This is a genomic window from Nocardia sp. CA-084685, assembly GCF_050955785.1.
In the GTDB taxonomy this organism is placed as follows: Bacteria; Actinomycetota; Actinomycetes; order Mycobacteriales; family Mycobacteriaceae; genus Nocardia.
The window spans coordinates 1343182-1360156 of sequence record NZ_CP192094.1 but is presented as its reverse complement, the minus strand read 5'-3'; the positions used below and the strand labels follow the sequence as shown (position 1 = coordinate 1360156).

Sequence of the window (16975 nt, the reverse complement as noted above, 5' to 3'; positions counted from 1 at the left end):
TACCATCGCCGCAGTTCGGACGCGGTATCTTGCTTAGGTAAGCCTCATCATATGAAGTGGAACCTTGCACGTCGGAAGGACTCGAACATGTCGATCAGATGGAAAGCGATTTCCGCAGCGCTGGCCGTCGCTGTCGCGGCGCTCGGCGTGACGGCCTGTTCGAATTCCTCGGACGACAAGAACGAGATCACCGTCTACAACGCCCAGCACGAATCGCTGACCAAGGAATGGGTGGACGCGTTCACCAAGGAGACCGGCATCAAGGTCACCCTGCGCCAGGGCGGTGATACGGCCCTGGGCAACCAGCTGGTCGCCGAGGGCGCGGCCTCCCCTGCCGATGTCTTCCTCACCGAGAACTCCCCCGCCATGGCGCTGGTGGAGCACGCCGGACTCTTCGCCGATGTCGATAAGAAGACAGTGGACCAGGTGCCAGCGCAGTTCCGTCCGTCCACCGGCAAGTGGGCCGGAATCGCCGCCCGCTCAACCGTTTTCGTCTACAACAAGGACAAGATCGCGGCAGATCAGCTGCCCGCCTCACTGCTCGATCTGGCGCAGCCGCAGTGGAAGGGCCGCTGGGGCGCGGGCGTTTCCGGGGCCGACTTCCAGGCCATCGTGGCGGCCCTGCTCGCACTCAAAGGTGAGGACGCCACCAAGGCCTGGCTGAAGGGCATGAAGGACAACGCCACCGCATTCCCGAACAATGTGGCCACCATGAAGGCGGTCGACTCCGGCCAGCCCGACGGCGGCGTGATCTACCACTACTACTGGTACCGCGATCAGGCCAACACCAAGGAGAGCAGCAGCCACACCGGGCTGCACTACTTCAAGAACCAGGATCCGGGCGCGTTCGTCTCGGTTTCCGGTGGCGGCGTGCTGAAGTCGAGCAAGAAGCAGGAGTCGGCACAGAAGTTCTTGGCGTTCATCACCTCCAAGGCTGGGCAGGAGATCCTGCGCGACGGCACCTCGTTGGAGTACCCGGTCGCCAGTGATGTCGCGGCCAATCCGGCGCTGCCGTCGCTGGCCTCGCTGCAAGCGCCGGCCGTCGACCCGAGCAAGCTCGATGCCAAGAAGGTGACGGCGCTGATGACCGAGGCGGGTCTGCTCTAGTCATGGCCGTACGGACCGCTGTCGCCGCGCCCCGGGTCGGAAGACCCGGGCCACTCGTCACGACCGTCGCGCTGCTCTTGGTGGCCGCGACCTTCGTGCCGCTCGGCTACATCGTGTCCACGGTTTTCTCCACCGGACTACCCGAAGCGGCGGAGCTGGTGTTCCGCCCGAGAGTCGGTGACCTCCTGCGCAATACGGTCGGGCTGGTGATCGTCACCGTCCCGATCTGTGTGATGCTCGGGGTGGGCCTCGCGTGGGTGGTCGAGCGGACCAATGTGCCGGGCGCGGCATGGTGGGGGCCGGTATTCGCGGCACCACTGGCCGTGCCAGCGTTCGTGAACAGCTACGGCTGGGTCAGCGTATTTCCGACCATGCACGGGCTGTGGGCGGGTGTGGTGATCTCCACCATGTCGTATTTCCCGCTGGTGTATCTGCCCGCGGCAGCCACACTGCGTCGGCTGGATCCGGCGGTGGAGGAATCGGCGCGTGCGCTCGGTTCCGGTCCGGTCGCGGTATTCACCCGAATCGTCTTGCCACAGTTGCGATTGGCGATTCTCGGCGGTGGACTGCTCATTTCGCTGCATCTGCTCGCCGAATACGGCGCGTTCGTGATGATCCGGTTCGATACGTTCACGACCGCGATCTTCGAGCAGTACCAATCCAGTTTCGCCGGTCCGGCGGGCAGCATGTTGGCCGGTGTGCTCGTGCTGTGCTGTCTGGTGTTGCTCGCGGCCGAGGCGGGGGCACGCGGTAAGGCGCGTTACGCGCGGATCGGCAGTGGTGCACCGCGGGCCGCTGCCCGGGTCGGGTTGGGGGCCAGCACGATGCCGGTTCTGCTCGCTTTGGCGGCGGTAGTTGTCGGCTCGATCGGCGTGCCGCTGTGGACAATCGTGCGCTGGCTGCGCATCGGTGGTGCCCAGGTCTGGGACTTCTCCGAAATCGGTACGGCGCTCGGGCAGACCATCGCGCTTGCGGGGATGGCCGCACTGCTCACCACGCTGTGCGCATTCCCGGTGGCCTGGATCGCGGTGCGCTCCACCTCGGCGTTCGCTCGAATGGTTGAGGGGGCCAACTACATTACGAGTTCGCTGCCCGGCATCGTGATCGCGCTGGCCATGGTGACGGTCACGATTCGGTGGGCGCCGCCGCTCTATCAGACGGTGACCATGGTCGTGGTCGCCTATGTGTTGATGTTTCTGCCGCGAGCGCTGGTCAGCGTGCGGGCCGGATTGGCGCAGGTGCCGGTCGGGCTGGAGGAAGTATCGCGCTCGCTCGGTCAGTCGGGGCCGGTCACCTTTCTGCGCGTCACGCTGCGGTTGACCGCGCCCGCCGCGGCATCCGCCGGTGCGCTGGTATTCGTCGCGGTGGCGACCGAATTGACCGCGACATTGCTCTTGGCACCCAGCGGAACCCGCACGCTGGCAATGCGATTCTGGTCGTTGTCGGGCGAATTGGACTATGCCGCGGCCGCACCCTATGCACTCATCATGATCGTCGCGGCGGTGCCCGTGACGTATCTGCTGTTCACCCAATCCAGGAAGGCGGCCGGGTTATGAGTCGGCTTGTCGTGGCGGATGTTTCGAAGACGTTCGGCCACCACCGGGTACTCGGCGGGATCAATCTCGAAGTGCCGAACGGTAGTTCGACCGCGGTGGTCGGCTCGTCCGGATGTGGAAAGACCACGCTATTGCGGGTCATCGCCGGATTCGAGGCTCCGGACACGGGTTCGGTCGCCATCGGCACGGAAACCGTGACCCGCGACCGGTTTTCGGTGCCACCCCAGCGACGCAATGTCGGTTACGTCGCACAGGATGGCGCGCTGTTCCCGCATCTGACCGTCGGCGAGAACATCGCCTACGGCCTGCGCAGCGGATTCTGCGGGCTGCGACGCGGTCGGAATCGGGTGAACGAGCTGCTGGAGATGGTCTCACTCGATCCGTCGTATGCCGACCGTCGCCCGCATCAGCTCTCCGGTGGCCAGCAGCAGCGCGTCGCGCTCGCACGTGCGCTCGCCCGCAAACCCGATGTGATGCTGCTCGACGAGCCGTTCAGCGCACTCGATGCCGGGTTGCGGGCCACCACCAGACAGGCCGTTGCCGAGACACTGCGGGCGGCGGGCATGACAAGCATCCTGGTTACCCACGACCAGGAGGAGGCGCTGTGCTTCGCCGAACAGGTCGCGGTCATGCGCGAGGGGGTATTCACCCAGGTCGGCGCGCCGGAAGAGGTCTACGCCGCGCCCACCGATCTGTTCACCGCCAAATTCCTCGGTGATTGTGTGCTGCTCGATGCGGTGGTCGACGGCGATGTGGCCAAATGTGCGCTCGGCCGGGTACCGGTGCAGAAGTCCGCGCCGACCGGGTCGGCGACCATCATGTTCCGTCCGGAACAGCTCGTGGCGCAGGTGGTTTCGGGTAGCGAACCGAGTAGTGGAACCGTACGCGATGTGGAGTTCCGTGGGGCCGATGTGATGCTGACCATCGCACTGGACGGCGATGTCGATCCGGTGCGGGTGCGCCGTGCCAGCGTTGCGGCGCCGAGCGCGGGCGAGCGCGTCCGTCTCGAGGTGCTCGGCAACGCCGTGGCGTTCGACGCGGCCTGAACCACGGGCACCCGGCCCGGCAGTGGCGTGTCACCGGGCCGGGCACCCATGGCTGACCATTTCGAGCGACCCGCTAGCAGTCGCTAGCGAGGGCACTCCTTTTGGAGCGAGCGGCGGGAATTGAACCCGCGTAAACGGCTTTGCAGACCGTTGCCTCAACCACTCAGCCACGCCCGCCTCGCCATGAATAGTGCCGTCGCCGCATCGAAATGCCCACGGTTGCACTCAGTGTGATCCGAACCCGGGATGCCCGGATCGCGGCCACCGGTCCGGAATGCGACTATTGCCGCGCTCACCGATCGGGAGAAGATCCGGAGCGGCGGCCGAACGTGGAATGATCAAGACCATGTCGCGGCCACGTCCACTTCCGGTTGATCCGATCGAGGAGGCCCATCGCCAATGGGTCGGCCACGGCTGGGGCGATTTCGCCGACGGAATGGCGGCGGTGACCTCACTGGTTCGCGCCCAGCAAATCGTGATGGCGCGAGTGGACGAGGCTCTGAAACCGACCGGTCTAACGTTCTCTCGATATGAACTTCTCATGCTGCTTGCTTTCAGCAAGACGGGTGCGCTGCCCATGGCGAAGGCCAGTGCGCGCCTACAGGTGCACCCGACCAGCGTGACGAATACCGTCGATCGACTCGAGGCCGCCAAGCTCGTCGAACGGGTGCCCCATCCCAGCGATAGGCGTGCCACCTTGATCGAAATCACCTCTGCTGGAAGGGAATTAGTTGCTCAGGCGACCGAGGAACTCAACGCGAAAGTCTTCGCGATTCCCGGTCTTCCGCCGGACCGGCTGCATACTCTTTTGCAGTTGCTCGCGGAATTTCGCCATGCCGCAGGCGACTTCGCCACCGGCGAGGAACCGGCCCGATGGTCGGCACACGAGCAGTGACCAAACACCCAGACCGGTCGGTCTTTACGCTGCCCGAACCACCGCGCGATAACGGTCTGGCATCCAACTAGCGAATTCCCCGCCCCGTTGTCTTGGCACCGGAGGCGAAAGGGTCCACCATGGATTCCATGGTGCTGGTCTTGGGGGTTTCGGCGGGCGCTGGCGGTGCCCGCGCGATGCTGACGCATTCCGATCAGCCACATCTCCCCCCGATCGATCGATGCCAGGTGCCACGTCGGGCGGGCGGTGGGGTCGAGGAACCGGTCTTCGAGGCGATCCGCCAGATGCGCGCCGCCGCCGACCGGCGCGACGAGCTGATAACCGGAACCGCCGTTACCTGTCGCTGTCCGCTGCACGCCGACGCCATCCGCACCAGCGCTGGCCGTACCCGGCTAACCATCGTCGACGAACCGCTGGCCCAGCTGCGCTACCTGCGCTTCACCGGCCGCCTGCCTACCGCCGGCTCGGTCATCCTCTACGACCTAGGCAGCTCGGGCCTGACCATCACCCACGCCGACTGCCGCACCGACACCATCCTGTCCAGCAAGCGCAGCACGGTCCTCGGCGGCGACGGCTACGACGCACTGCTGCGCTGGCAATTGGCACGCGGCGGCGTATTCACCGACAAACCGACCAGCCGTAGGCACCGCGAAGAACTCAGCAGCGCCCGGGTGATCACCGCGACGGACACCGGCTCCGGCGGGCGCGCCGTGGTCACCCGCAGCGACCTCGCCGAACTGTGCGCCGCGGGCATCCACCACTCCGCCTCGTTCATCCGGCAACTCATCGAGGTAACCGGCGTCCAACCGGAGGCACTGGTCCTGCTCGGCGGCTGCACGCGCAACCCCGATATCCGCGAAGAGCTTTCCCAAATGATCGAACTGCCGGTCATCTACGATTCCGAGCCCGAATATGTTTCGGCCCGCGGCGCGGTATTGCTCGCAGCGGAACGCCCGACCGGCGATGTGCGCATGGCGCGCTTACGCAGCGGAGCACTGACCGGTTCACTGGTGCCGACCACCCCCGGTCGCCGCAAACTCATTGCCGCCATTGCGGTCACGGTCGGATTAGGTGCGACCATCGCCGGACTGCTCGCCATGGACCACACCGCCGCTGCGCCGCCGGATGGCGTCAACGCTCCGACTCCCGTCGAGGTCGCGGGTATCCCAGCGAAGTCCTTCAACTGAACCGGTTGCGCATGCCCTGTCGGCCGCGACCACGTCCTGCTCGCTGCTCGACGGCCGCTGACAGTCACGCATATCCAGAAATGTTGTTGCGGCGGTCAAGGGTTCACCGACGGCGTTGATATCAGCCGAAACGACCGTGCCCGGCCGAATCTCGGCCGGGCACAGGGGATGGCAGCCGACGGAGTCGGCGGGTGGGTAATTCGCGTCTCAGCGGTTGGTGAACTTGGCCGGGCGCTTCTCGACGAAGGCGCTCATACCTTCCTTCTGATCGTCGATCGCGAAGAGCGAGTGGAAGACTCGGCGTTCGAAACGCAGGCCCTCGGCGAGGGTGGTTTCGAAGGAGCGGTCCACGGCCTCCTTGGCGATCATGGTGACCGGCAGCGACATCGAGGCGATGGTTTCGGCGACCTCGAGTGCGGTGTCGAGCAGTTCGGCGGCGGGCACGATCCGGGACACGAGACCGGCGCGCTCGGCCTCCTCGGCATCCATATTGCGGCCGGTGAGCACCAGATCCATGGCCTTGGCCTTGCCGATGGCCCGGGTCAGGCGCTGCGAACCGCCGATGCCCGGAATGACGCCGAGCTTGATCTCGGGCTGACCGAATTTCGCATTGTCGGCGGCGAGCAGGATGTCGCAGATCATGGCAAGCTCACAGCCACCGCCGAGGGCGTAACCGGCGACGGCGGCAATGGTGGGTTTGCGGAACTGCGCCAGCCGATCCCAGCGGGCGAAGTAGTCGTTCATGAACATGTCCATGTACGACTTGGGCTGCATCTCCTTGATATCGGCGCCGGCCGCGAAGGCCCGCTCCGAACCGGTGATGACAATGGCGCCGATCGCGTCATCGTGCTCGAGTTCGTCGAGCGCGGCAATGACATCGTCGAGAACCTGCGCGTTCAGCGCGTTCAGCGCCTTCGGGCGGTTCAGCGTGATCCAGCCGACCCGGCCCTTGCGCTCCAGCAGAATCGTCTCGAAGTCGGGCCCTCCCGTCGCCCGACCACCATCCCCCACGGAATCGCTTCGCGATGCATCCATCTTCAGGCACCCTCTTGATCGGAACGGTCACGGATATCGGTGACGATAGCCGAGAAGTCCTTACTGCCCTGCGACTGGTTGAACCGGGTATAGATCTCGGCGGCGAGCAAGCCGAGTCGGCCGTCGACGTCGTTATCGCGCAGGGCATTCGCGGCCAGACCCAGATCCTTCGTCATCAATGCGGTGGCGAAACCGGGCTGATAGTTGTTGTTGGCCGGGCTGGTCGGCACGGGTCCGGGGACCGGACAGTAGCTGGTCAGCGCCCAACTCTGGCCGGATGCGGTCGAAACCACATCGAAGAACGACTGGTGGCTCAGGCCCAGCTTCTCGCCGAGCACCAAGGCCTCGGACAGGCCGATCATCGAAATGCCGAGCAGCATGTTGTTGCAGATCTTCGCGGCTTGGCCGACACCGGAGCCGCCGCAGTGCACAACCTTGCCGCCCATTACCTCGAGCATGTCGAGTGCATCGGCGAAGTCGGCCTCGGTGCCGCCGACCATGAAGGTCAGCGTGCCCGCGGCGGCACCGGCGACTCCACCGGAGACCGGCGCGTCCAGTGCGCGGTGGCCCGCATCGACCGCGCGGGCGGCTGCCGCCTTGGCGTCGGCGACATCGATGGTGGAGCAGTCGATGAACAGCGTGTCCGGACTCGCGGCGGGGAGTAGATCGGCGTAGACGTCGAGGACGAGCTTGCCATTGGGCAGCATGGTGATCACGACATCACGGCCCGCGGCGGCCGCGGCGGCCGAATCAGCGACGGTGGCACCGTCTTTACGTGCCTGCTCCTGCGCGGCGGGAACCGGATCGAAGGCGAGCACGTCATATCCGGCCTTGACCAAGTTGGCGGCCATTGGACCGCCCATATGGCCGAGGCCGAGGAAACCGATCTTCTTCGTCACTTGCCTGCCTCCAAACCCAGTTCCCTATCGCCCAATCCGGCGAAGTACGCGTCGACCTGTTCCGCGGTGACATCGGCGAGCGTCGCGGGTGACCACTGCGGGTTGCGGTCCTTATCGATTACCTGCGCGCGGATGCCTTCGACCAGATCGTGCGAGGCCAACGCGGCGATGGACACCCGGTACTCCTCGTTCAGCACCGCCTCGAGACTCGCCGCGGCACGGGCGGCACGCAACGAACGCAACGTCACCTTCAATGCCACAGGTGATTTCGCGAGCAGTTCGGTCGCGGCCTTGGCGGCCTCCGGCGAACCGTGCGTCCGCAGCCGATCGACGATCTCCTCGACGGTATCGGCGCTGTAGCAGGCATCGATCCAGTCCTGCTTGGCCACCAGATCGGATTCCGGTGCGTCCGTCGCGAATTTGGCGATGGCGATATCGACGGTCTCGGTCCGCAGCGTTTCCAGCAGTGCCGGAATATGTTCCGAGGCCACGTAGTAATCGGCGAAACCCGCGGCGATGGCGTCACCGGCGCTCATCCGCGCGGTGGTCAGTGCGACGTGCGTGCCGATTTCGCCCGGCGTGCGGGCGAGCAGATAGGTGCCGCCGACGTCCGGAACGAAGCCGATGCCGACCTCCGGCATGCCGATCTTGGAGCGCTCGGTGGCGATGCGGTGGCTGCCGTGTCCGGAGAGCCCGACGCCGCCTCCCATCACGATGCCGTCCATAACCACCACATACGGCTTCGGATAGCGGCCGATCATGGCATTGAGGATGTACTCGTCGCGCCAGAAAAGGCCGGTGGCCGAATCCGCGTTGGCGGCACCGGCGCGGTGATCATTCAAGGCGGCTGCGTCGCGGTGGATGGCGACGATATCGCCGCCCGCGCACAGCCCGCGCTCTCCCGCGCCGGTGACGACGACGGTGCGCACCTCGTCGTCATCCGCCCATACCTGCAGTGCGGCGGAGATGGCCAGCGCCATCGGATGATTCAGCGCATTGATGGCCTTGGGCCGGTTCAGCGTGATCAGACCGAGTCCGTCGCGCTTATCGATGAGAACTTCGGATTCGGTCATGCTGCTCCTACCACCGAGCGGGCGACGACCACCCGCATGATTTCATTGGTGCCCTCCAGAATCTGGTGCACCCGCAGATCGCGGACGATCTTCTCCACGCCGTATTCGGCCAGGTAGCCGTAACCGCCGTGCATCTGCAGCGCCTTATTCGCGACTTCGAATCCGGCGTCGGTCGTGAATCGCTTTGCCATGGCGCATAATTCGACCTTGTCATCGGCATCCGCATCCAGCGCGGCCGCGGCCCGCCACAGCAGGGTCCGCGCCGCCTCCAGCGACGTGCGCATATCCGCGAGCTGGAATTGCAATGCCGGGTTGTCCAGCAGTCGGCTGTTGAATGCCTTGCGCTGGGCCAGGTACGCGACGGATTTTTCGAGCGCTGCCTGACCGCCGCCCAGTGAGCAGGCCGCGATATTGAGTCGACCGCCATTGAGCCCGTTCATGGCGATGCGGAAACCATTGCCCTCTATGCCGAGCATATCGGCGGCGGGCACCCGGACATCGTCCAGCATCACCTGACGAGTGGGCTGGGCATTCCAACCCATCTTCTTCTCGTTGGCGCCGAAGGAAATTCCCGGGGTATCGGCCGGAACGATGAATGCGGAAATCCCGCGCGCGCCCGTATCGCCGGTGCGCGCCATGATGACGTACACATCCGTGCTGCCCGCACCGGAGATGAATTGCTTCACCCCGCTGAGCAGGTAATCGTCACCATCACGAACGGCCTTGGTGCTCAATGCCGCCGCATCCGATCCGACGCCCGGCTCGGTGAGCGCATAGCTGCCGAGCCATTCCATCGAGGTCAGCCGGGGCAGCCAGCGGTTGCGCTGCTCGGCATTGCCGTAGTTGTCGATCATCCACGAAACCATGTTGTGGATGGAGATATACGCCGCGATGGCCGGACAGCCGGTGGCCAGTTGTTCGAAGATGCGCACAGCATCGAGCCTGCGCAGTCCCGAGCCGCCGACATCCTCGCCGATGTAGATACCACCCATGCCGAGCGAACCCGCCTTGCGCAGGACATCCACTGGAAAGTGCTTCTGCTCATCCCATTCCAGGGCGTTCGGGGCGAGGTATTCGTCGGCGAAGTCACGCGCCATTTCGGAAATGGCGCGCTCGTCGTCATTCAGTGCGAACACGATCGTCGACCTCCCGTCCGTGGGTTGTTCAGTCCATCGTCGGAATGACGAAGTGGTTGCTGTCCTTGAGCCCGGAAGGCCAGCGCTGGGTGACGGTCTTGGTCTTGGTGTAGAAACGAATGGAATCCGGACCGTGCTGGTTCAGATCGCCGAATCCGGAACGCTTCCAACCGCCGAAGGTGTGGTACGCGATCGGCACCGGGATCGGCACATTGATGCCGACCATGCCGACCTGCACCCGGGCGGCGAAATCCCGAGCGGTATCGCCGTCGCGGGTGAAGATCGCGACGCCGTTGCCGTATTCGTGCTCGTTGGGCAGCGCGAGCGCTTCGTCGTAATCCTCGGCCCGCACGATCGACAGCACCGGGCCGAAGATCTCTTCGGTGTAGATCCGCATTTCCCGCGTGACATTGTCGAAAAGCGTCGCACCGGTGAAGTACCCGCCCGCACCGCCGTCGACCGCGAGCCCGCGGCCGTCGATCACCAGCTCGGCCCCCTCATCGACGCCGAGCTGGACGTAGTTCTCGACCCGGCTGAGGGCATCCTTGGTCACCAGCGGGCCAAAATCGGCACCGGCATCATCGGAGCGTCCGACATTCAACTTGGCGATCCGCTCGATCAGCTTCTCGCGCAGGCGATCTGCGGTCTCCTGCCCCACCGGGACAGCGACCGAGATGGCCATACAGCGCTCACCCGCCGAGCCGTAGCCCGCGCCGATGAGCTGGTCGGCGACATCGTCGAGGTCGGCGTCCGGCATGACGATCGCGTGGTTCTTGGCGCCGCCGAAGCACTGTGCGCGTTTACCATTCGCGGTCGCGGTCTCGTAGATGTACTGCGCGATCGGAGTCGAACCGACAAAGCCGACGGCCTTTACGGTCGGCGAATGCAGGATCGCATCAACGGCTTCCTTATCGCCGTTGACCACGTTGAAGACACCCGCGGGCAAACCTGCTTCCAGGAACAACTCGGCCAAGCGCAGCGGCACCGAAGGATCGCGCTCGGATGGCTTGAGCACGAAGGCATTTCCACAAGCCAAAGCCGGACCCGCCTTCCACAGCGGGATCATGGCCGGGAAGTTGAACGGGGTAATGCCCGCGACCACTCCGAGCGGCTGACGCATGGAGTAGACGTCGATGCCGGTGCCCGCGCTCTCGGTGTACTCGCCCTTGAGCAGATGCGGGATCCCCGCGGCGAATTCGATGACCTCGATGCCGCGCTGGATATCACCCTTGGCATCGGGGATGGTCTTGCCGTGTTCGGCGGAGAGCAGCGCCGCGAGGGAATCCATCTCGTCCTGCACGAGCGTCAGGAACTTCATCAGCACCCGGGCCCGCTTCTGCGGGTTGAACGCGGCCCACACCTGCTGGGCCTCGGCCGCATTCGCGATGACCGCATCGACCTCGGCCTTACTCGCCAGCGGCACCCGTGCCTGCACCTGGCCGGTATTCGGGTCGAAGACATCGGCGAAGTTGCCCGAGGCCCCGGCGACGCGCTGGCCGCCGATGTAATGAGTGAGTTCGCGAACCATGCCAGTCCTGTTCTCGTAGTGGACGCCGCGCAGTGCGCGATTTACGGTCATCCTATAGTTGGAAGTCCAAGTAAATACAGGCGCGCGGACAGACTGTGATTCATCCCACCGGCAACTATCGAGCGATCGGCGGCGTCAGGGGATCTCCCCGACGAGCGGACTCGCTCAGTCGGTTAGGCGGAGGACTTCGATGAGCGGGCGAGCAGCCAAGCGCCGAGGGCGAGGACCACTGTGCCGATGAGCAGGATCGCGACCATGGCACCGACCGCGCCATCGAACCAATGCGCGACCGCCAAGCCCACAGCCAGCGCGATCATCGCGGCACCGCCGATCATGAGCACCGCCGAGCGCTGTGTGGCGTGCAGTACGAAGCAAACGAGAGCCACCGCCACAGCCAGTACGAAGCCTTCTCGCCTGTCGACATCGACGGTCACTATGCCCGCCGCCGAGACGAGGAGCGCGACGAGATAGCCCGCCCAGGTCTCGACGAACGCGCCCAACCTGGTGAGCGCGAACCAGACCGCGCCGAGCGCGAGCAACCCGAGGCCGACCCAGACTTCTTCGACCCCGAACACCTCGTCGAGTACCCCCGGGACCAGGACAACGCTGTACCCGGCGACGGCGAAGAGGCCGATTATCGACGGCAGCGCCGAATAGCCGAGTGCGGCCACCACCAAGCCCGCGACGCAGGCGTAGACCCAGGTGTTGTCGGCATCAATGGCCGAACCGACCGTCACGGCAGCCGCTCCGGATGTGAGCGCGAAGAGCACGGTCGCGAGCCGCACGCGAGAACTATGCGGGAGCGCCGTACGCGCGAACAGTGCGCTGACACCGCCAGCGAGCGCGATCGCGCCGAGGGCAAGGCCGAGCGATACCAGCCCGAAGATGAGGACGCGTCCGGCCCGCTGCAGGTCGTTCCAGGACGAGGCGACCAACAAAACGAGGGCACCGAGCATCAACCCCGCGCCGATGTACGCTGCGATCTCGGCGAGCAACTTGCCCGGAGAATCGGGCTTCGTCTTCTCCGCCACCAGCGCCCGCACGACCGCATCGCGCTGCGCTTCGGTCAGTACACCTTCGTCGACCAGCCGCCCTAAGGCCGCCCCCGACCGATCTCGGATCCCCATACATCGAGTATGGCCGGTGCCGCAGCAATCGTTGACTGCTCCACGGCGACTCAGCGCTGCGAGCCGAGATCCACCACCGAGCCAGGGTGTGCGAGTGAGGCGACCTGAATCGCACCACCCGGAGCCATCCGAAAAGCTGCACCGGGTCCCGGCTGACTTCGCGGTATCACCGTCGCAGTAGCCCGATAGCACGGTCAAACGTCGCGAATACGGCCGCGATGATCGTCGCGCGCCTTCACGGCCAGCGACCGCCTGCCCTATTCGGACTACTCGGCGAACCGAATTCGGTGACAGCCGCGACCATCACCGCATCGCGCATCCCGGTCGCGACCGTCGGCGCTTCGACCGCCGTCCAGAACCCAGCACTGAGTTCGACCACCGCGAGATCCGATCGACACCTGCGGTGCACCACTGTCGGACAGCCTGCGGGTTCATGTCGACTCACCACCCATCGCATTCGTGCGGTTTGCGGGATCCCTACCCGGCCGCGGGATGCCGATCCCCGCGAAGATCAGGTTCTGCCAGCGGAAAGGTTCACTACTCGGCAGTTGCCTCCATCGGAACTCGAGTCGGGGGTGGATGTCGCGGGTTGCGGTCACGGTGAGTGGAATCAGCTGGCCATTACCGAAACCGGTTTCACCTGGCGCTGTGACTGCCGCCACCGTAAGATTAGTTTGACGTCCTAGTATTGGGCGCCAAACAGGATCTCCCCCGGAGGACCCCCGTGGCCGACAGCACCGCGATCCACACGCCCATTCATCCCGTCCGATTCGTGACCTCGGCCGCGCTATTCGACGGGCACGATGCCGCGATCAACATCATGCGGCGGATCCTGCAGGCGCAGGGCGCCGAGGTCATTCACCTCGGGCACAATCGCGCCGTCAGCGAGGTCGTGGACGCGGTGCTCACCGAGGACGCCCAGGGCGTCGCGGTGAGTTCGTATCAGGGCGGACATGTCGAGTACTTCGAATATCTCGCCGACGCGCTGAAGAAGGCCGGTGCCGACCATGTCCGGATCTTCGGCGGTGGCGGCGGGGTGATCGTTCCCGAGGAGATCGCGCGCCTGGCCGAGTCCGGGGTGACCATCTTCTCCCCCGAGGACGGTCAGCGACTCGGCCTGCCGGGCATGATCAATCAACTGATCCGCACCTGCGATTTCGATCTCGCCGTCGAGCCGCCGGTGCTGGACGCGGTACTGGCCGGCGAGCGGGCCGCACTCGCCCGCGCGATTACCTGCCTGCAGCAGGACACAGTGTCGGAGCCCGATCGGCAGACCCTGGCTTCGGCAGCTGCCGCGCGTACGGTGCCGGTGCTCGGCATCACCGGCACCGGCGGTTCCGGAAAGTCCTCGCTCACCGATGAATTGGTGCGTCGGCTGCGCTCCGATCAGCAGGACAAGTTGCGCGTGGCGATTCTCGCGGTGGATCCGACCCGGCGACGCGGCGGCGGTGCACTGCTCGGCGACCGCATCCGGATGAATGCCCTCGACGGCGATCACATCTTCTTCCGCTCCCTTGCCACCCGCGGTGGCCACGAACTGCCGCAGAATATCGACGCCATCGTGAACGCCTGCAAGGCGGCGGGATACGACCTGGTGATTCTGGAAACCCCCGGCATCGGCCAGGGCGATGCCGCGATCACCGACCACGTCGACGTGTCGATGTATGTGATGACACCGGAATTCGGCGCTGCCTCCCAGCTGGAGAAGATCGACATGCTGGATTTCGCGGATGTGGTGGCAATCAATAAGTTCGAGCGTCGCGGCGCCGAGGACGCGCTGCGTGATGTCTCGCGCCAGTTGATTCGCAATCGCGAGGAATTCAGCAAGACGCCCGAGGAAATGCCGGTATTCGGTACCAGCGCAGCCACTTTCAACGATGATGGGGTGACCGCCCTCTACCAGCACCTCACCGGACTACTCGCCGAGCGCGGTCTGCAACTGGAGCCCGGCGTACTTCCGAAGGTGGATACCCGATCCTCCACCAGGTTCGCCCAGATCATCTCGCCCGCCCGGGTGCGCTATCTCGCCGAGATCGCCGATACGGTCCGTGATTACCACGCCGATACGGCCGCGCAAATCCTTGCGGCGCAACGTGTGCAGCGGCTCGAGCAGGTGGCGGCCGAGCTGCCCGATGACATCGCGGTGGCCGAGCTCGCCGAGAAGGCCCGCGAAGCACTGCATACCGACAATGCCGAACTGCTCGCGGGTTGGTCCGAACTGGCCGAATCCTATCGGGGAGACGAGCAGGTGGTTCGGGTTCGTGATCGCGAGATCCGTACCCCGCTGCGCCGGGAGACGCTGTCCGGCAACTCCATTCCGCGCGTTGCGCTGCCACGCTTCACCGATCACGGTGAGCTGCTTCGGTTCCTGCGTTCGGAGAATCTGCCCGGACGGTTCCCGTTCACCGCGGGCGTCTTCGCGTTCAAGCGCGATAACGAGGACCCGGCGCGGATGTTCGCCGGTGAGGGTGATCCGTTCCGGACGAACCGGCGCTTCAAGGTACTCAGCGAACATGCCGAGGCGACACGACTTTCCACGGCCTTCGATTCGGTGACGCTCTATGGTCACGATCCCGCCGAACGCCCGGACATCTACGGCAAGGTCGGCACCTCCGGCGTCTCGATCGCCTCGCTCGACGATATGAAGGCGCTCTACGACGGCTTCGACCTGACCGCGCCGACCACCTCGGTATCGATGACCATCAACGGCCCGGCCCCCACCATCCTGGCCTACTTCCTGAATACCGCCATCGACCGAGCGCTGGAACGCTTCTCGGCCGCCGAGGGCCGCGAACCCACCGCCGAGGAGACCGCGGAAATCAAGGCGCGCACCCTGGCGACGGTGCGCGGCACCGTACAGGCCGACATCCTCAAGGAGGACCAGGGCCAGAACACCTGCATCTTCTCCACCGAATTCAGCCTGCGCATGATGGCCGATATCCAGGAATGGTTCGTGCGCAACGGTGTTCGCAACTTCTACTCGGTCTCGATCTCCGGCTATCACATCGCCGAGGCCGGGGCGAACCCGATCAGCCAACTGGCCTTCACCCTGGCCAACGGATTCACCTATGTCGAGGCATATCTCGCGCGCGGCATGCACATCGACGACTTCGCGCCGAATCTGTCGTTCTTCTTCTCCAATGGAATGGATCCGGAATATTCGGTGATCGGCCGGGTGGCGCGGCGCATCTGGGCCATTGCCATGCGAGATCGCTACGGCGCCAACGAACGCTCGCAGAAGTTGAAGTACCACGTCCAGACCTCGGGCCGATCACTGCACGCACAGGAGATGAGCTTCAACGACATTCGCACCACCCTGCAGGCACTCATCGCCATCTACGACAACTGCAATAGCCTGCACACCAATGCCTATGACGAAGCAGTGACCACCCCCACCGAGGAATCGGTGCGCCGCGCACTGGCCATTCAGCTCATCATCAATCGCGAGTGGGGCGTCGCGATGAATGAAAACCCGCTCCAGGGCAGCTTTCTCATCGATGAGCTCACCGATCTCGTCGAGGAGGCCGTGCTCGCCGAATTCGATCGCATCAGCGAGCGCGGCGGAGTCCTCGGAGCCATGGAGACCGGCTACCAGCGGGGGAAGATCCAAGACGAATCGATGCGGTACGAGCACCGCAAACACGATGGTTCGCTGCCGATCATCGGCGTCAATACCTTCCGCAATCCACACGGTGAACCGCACCGGGTCATCGAATTGGCTCGCGGCACCGAAGCGGAGAAGCAGTCACAGCTGCGGCGCGTGCGGCAATTCCAGAACGACCATCGCGATGCGGCACATACCGCCCTCGCCCGTCTGGACACTGTTGCCCGCACCGACGACAACATCTTCGAGGTGCTGATGGACGCCGCCCGGGTCTGCACCCTGCAACAGATCACCGACACCTTCTTCACGGTCGGCGGACAGTACCGCCGCAACGTGTGAAATAGGTTGGGCTGTCAGAAGATTCGCACCTCCGGAATCGTCTCCATCTGACGTGCCCACTCCGGGTACTTCGCCAGCTTGGCGTTGTGCAGTGCCATGATTTTGTCGCGCAACTCCGGATCCGGTTCATCGGATATGTCCGGTCCGATCGCGATTTTCTGGAAGTGCGGGACGATCTGCGGATCACCGGCCAGGTGGACCGGATCGTGCATATAGCGCTCCATCGCGTCCAGATCCTCGATGCCGACGCAATAGGCGTGGGTGAACCCTTCGCTCACGTCGCCGAGATTCTGGCCGACGGTTGCGAAGGACACCGATTCGACCGACGCGGTGCGCTTCATCAGCGCGAGCACCTCGGCCTTCTGCGCATCGGTGGTCTCTTCGCGGAAGCCGAAGCGCAACATATGAACGATCATGGGATACCTCCTCGTTTTGAACCAGCT

Annotated in this window: 14 protein-coding genes and 1 tRNA gene; 6 read left to right on the top strand and 9 right to left on the bottom strand. The window is 64.8% G+C overall.

The annotated features are described in order from the left end of the window. The first annotated feature begins 87 nt into the window (after window positions 1-87). Genes ACQP2U_RS05970 through ACQP2U_RS05960 form a run of 3 tightly spaced genes read left to right on the top strand, consistent with a single transcriptional unit; the run spans window position 88 to window position 3709 of the window. Window positions 88-1107, top strand: a complete 1020-nt coding sequence (locus ACQP2U_RS05970) for an iron ABC transporter substrate-binding protein (protein ID WP_433713758.1) — start codon at window positions 88-90, stop codon at window positions 1105-1107. A 2-nt stretch (window positions 1108-1109) separates the two neighbouring features. Further along, window positions 1110-2663 carry an ABC transporter permease gene (locus tag ACQP2U_RS05965; RefSeq protein ID WP_433713757.1) on the top strand — a complete coding sequence of 518 codons (1554 nt, stop codon included), beginning with the start codon at window positions 1110-1112 and terminating at the stop codon, window positions 2661-2663. Next, the gene (locus tag ACQP2U_RS05960) at window positions 2660-3709 is read left to right on the top strand and encodes an ABC transporter ATP-binding protein (RefSeq protein ID WP_433713756.1); all 1050 of its coding nucleotides are present in this window, start codon (window positions 2660-2662) and stop codon (window positions 3707-3709) included. The genes ACQP2U_RS05965 and ACQP2U_RS05960 overlap by 4 nt, the downstream gene beginning before the upstream one ends. A 102-nt stretch (window positions 3710-3811) precedes the next feature. Here the strand turns inward: ACQP2U_RS05960 and ACQP2U_RS05955 are convergent. After that, window positions 3812-3886: transfer RNA gene (locus ACQP2U_RS05955), tRNA-Cys, on the bottom strand. 169 nt (window positions 3887-4055) lie between these two features. On the opposite strand from ACQP2U_RS05955, the gene ACQP2U_RS05950 reads away from it, so the two are divergent. Both ACQP2U_RS05950 and ACQP2U_RS05945 read left to right on the top strand, forming a co-directional pair. After that, window positions 4056-4604: a MarR family winged helix-turn-helix transcriptional regulator gene (locus tag ACQP2U_RS05950; protein ID WP_397031925.1), complete on the top strand. Its 549-nt coding sequence runs from the start codon at window positions 4056-4058 to the stop codon at window positions 4602-4604. A gap of 119 nt (window positions 4605-4723) precedes the next feature. Then, window positions 4724-5791, top strand: a complete 1068-nt coding sequence (locus ACQP2U_RS05945; RefSeq protein ID WP_433713755.1) for an Hsp70 family protein — start codon at window positions 4724-4726, stop codon at window positions 5789-5791. 207 nt (window positions 5792-5998) lie between these two features. On the opposite strand, the gene ACQP2U_RS05940 is transcribed toward ACQP2U_RS05945, so the two are convergent. The 7 genes from ACQP2U_RS05940 to ACQP2U_RS05910 form a co-directional block, all read right to left on the bottom strand. Beyond that, window positions 5999-6826: an enoyl-CoA hydratase gene (locus ACQP2U_RS05940; RefSeq protein WP_433713754.1), complete on the bottom strand. Its 828-nt coding sequence runs from the start codon at window positions 6824-6826 to the stop codon at window positions 5999-6001. A 2-nt stretch (window positions 6827-6828) separates the two neighbouring features. Then, the gene (mmsB, locus tag ACQP2U_RS05935; protein WP_433713753.1) at window positions 6829-7725 is read right to left on the bottom strand and encodes a 3-hydroxyisobutyrate dehydrogenase; all 897 of its coding nucleotides are present in this window, start codon (window positions 7723-7725) and stop codon (window positions 6829-6831) included. Further along, window positions 7722-8798: an enoyl-CoA hydratase/isomerase family protein gene (locus ACQP2U_RS05930; RefSeq protein ID WP_433713752.1), complete on the bottom strand. Its 1077-nt coding sequence runs from the start codon at window positions 8796-8798 to the stop codon at window positions 7722-7724. Before ACQP2U_RS05930 ends, mmsB begins: the two co-directional genes overlap by 4 nt. Next, a complete protein-coding gene (locus ACQP2U_RS05925; protein ID WP_433713751.1) occupies window positions 8795-9934 on the bottom strand; it encodes an acyl-CoA dehydrogenase family protein in 1140 nt (379 codons plus the stop codon). The genes ACQP2U_RS05930 and ACQP2U_RS05925 overlap by 4 nt, the downstream gene beginning before the upstream one ends. 28 nt (window positions 9935-9962) lie before the next feature. Then, window positions 9963-11462: a CoA-acylating methylmalonate-semialdehyde dehydrogenase gene (locus ACQP2U_RS05920; protein WP_433716379.1), complete on the bottom strand. Its 1500-nt coding sequence runs from the start codon at window positions 11460-11462 to the stop codon at window positions 9963-9965. A gap of 173 nt (window positions 11463-11635) precedes the next feature. Next, a complete protein-coding gene (locus tag ACQP2U_RS05915; protein ID WP_433713750.1) occupies window positions 11636-12589 on the bottom strand; it encodes a DUF2157 domain-containing protein in 954 nt (317 codons plus the stop codon). A 235-nt stretch (window positions 12590-12824) separates the two neighbouring features. Then, window positions 12825-12968 (bottom strand): hypothetical protein, encoded by a 144-nt coding sequence (locus ACQP2U_RS05910; protein WP_433713749.1) that lies wholly within the window; start codon window positions 12966-12968, stop codon window positions 12825-12827. A gap of 345 nt (window positions 12969-13313) precedes the next feature. Here ACQP2U_RS05910 and icmF point away from each other — a divergent pair, with 345 nt between their 5' ends. Next, on the top strand, window positions 13314-16532 hold the full coding sequence (gene icmF / locus ACQP2U_RS05905) for a fused isobutyryl-CoA mutase/GTPase IcmF (protein WP_433713748.1): 3219 nt from the start codon (window positions 13314-13316) through the stop codon (window positions 16530-16532). A gap of 14 nt (window positions 16533-16546) precedes the next feature. Here icmF and ACQP2U_RS05900 read toward each other — a convergent pair whose 3' ends face one another. Further along, a complete protein-coding gene (locus ACQP2U_RS05900) occupies window positions 16547-16948 on the bottom strand; it encodes a Dabb family protein (protein WP_433713747.1) in 402 nt (133 codons plus the stop codon). Window positions 16949-16975 lie beyond the last annotated feature (27 nt).

Bases quoted from the DNA above. Each gene is read 5' to 3' on its own strand.
- ACQP2U_RS05970 (WP_433713758.1), top strand. From the start codon at position 88: ATGTCGATCAGATGGAAAGCGATTTCCGCAGCGCTGGCCGTCGCTGTC.
- ACQP2U_RS05965 (WP_433713757.1), top strand. From the start codon at position 1,110: ATGGCCGTACGGACCGCTGTCGCCGCGCCCCGGGTCGGAAGACCCGGG.
- ACQP2U_RS05960 (WP_433713756.1), top strand. From the start codon at position 2,660: ATGAGTCGGCTTGTCGTGGCGGATGTTTCGAAGACGTTCGGCCACCAC.
- ACQP2U_RS05950 (WP_397031925.1), top strand. From the start codon at position 4,056: ATGTCGCGGCCACGTCCACTTCCGGTTGATCCGATCGAGGAGGCCCAT.
- ACQP2U_RS05945 (WP_433713755.1), top strand. From the start codon at position 4,724: ATGGATTCCATGGTGCTGGTCTTGGGGGTTTCGGCGGGCGCTGGCGGT.
- ACQP2U_RS05940 (WP_433713754.1), bottom strand. From the start codon at position 6,826: ATGGATGCATCGCGAAGCGATTCCGTGGGGGATGGTGGTCGGGCGACG.
- ACQP2U_RS05930 (WP_433713752.1), bottom strand. From the start codon at position 8,798: ATGACCGAATCCGAAGTTCTCATCGATAAGCGCGACGGACTCGGTCTG.
- ACQP2U_RS05920 (WP_433716379.1), bottom strand. From the start codon at position 11,462: ATGGTTCGCGAACTCACTCATTACATCGGCGGCCAGCGCGTCGCCGGG.
- ACQP2U_RS05915 (WP_433713750.1), bottom strand. From the start codon at position 12,589: ATGGGGATCCGAGATCGGTCGGGGGCGGCCTTAGGGCGGCTGGTCGAC.
- ACQP2U_RS05900 (WP_433713747.1), bottom strand. From the start codon at position 16,948: ATGATCGTTCATATGTTGCGCTTCGGCTTCCGCGAAGAGACCACCGAT.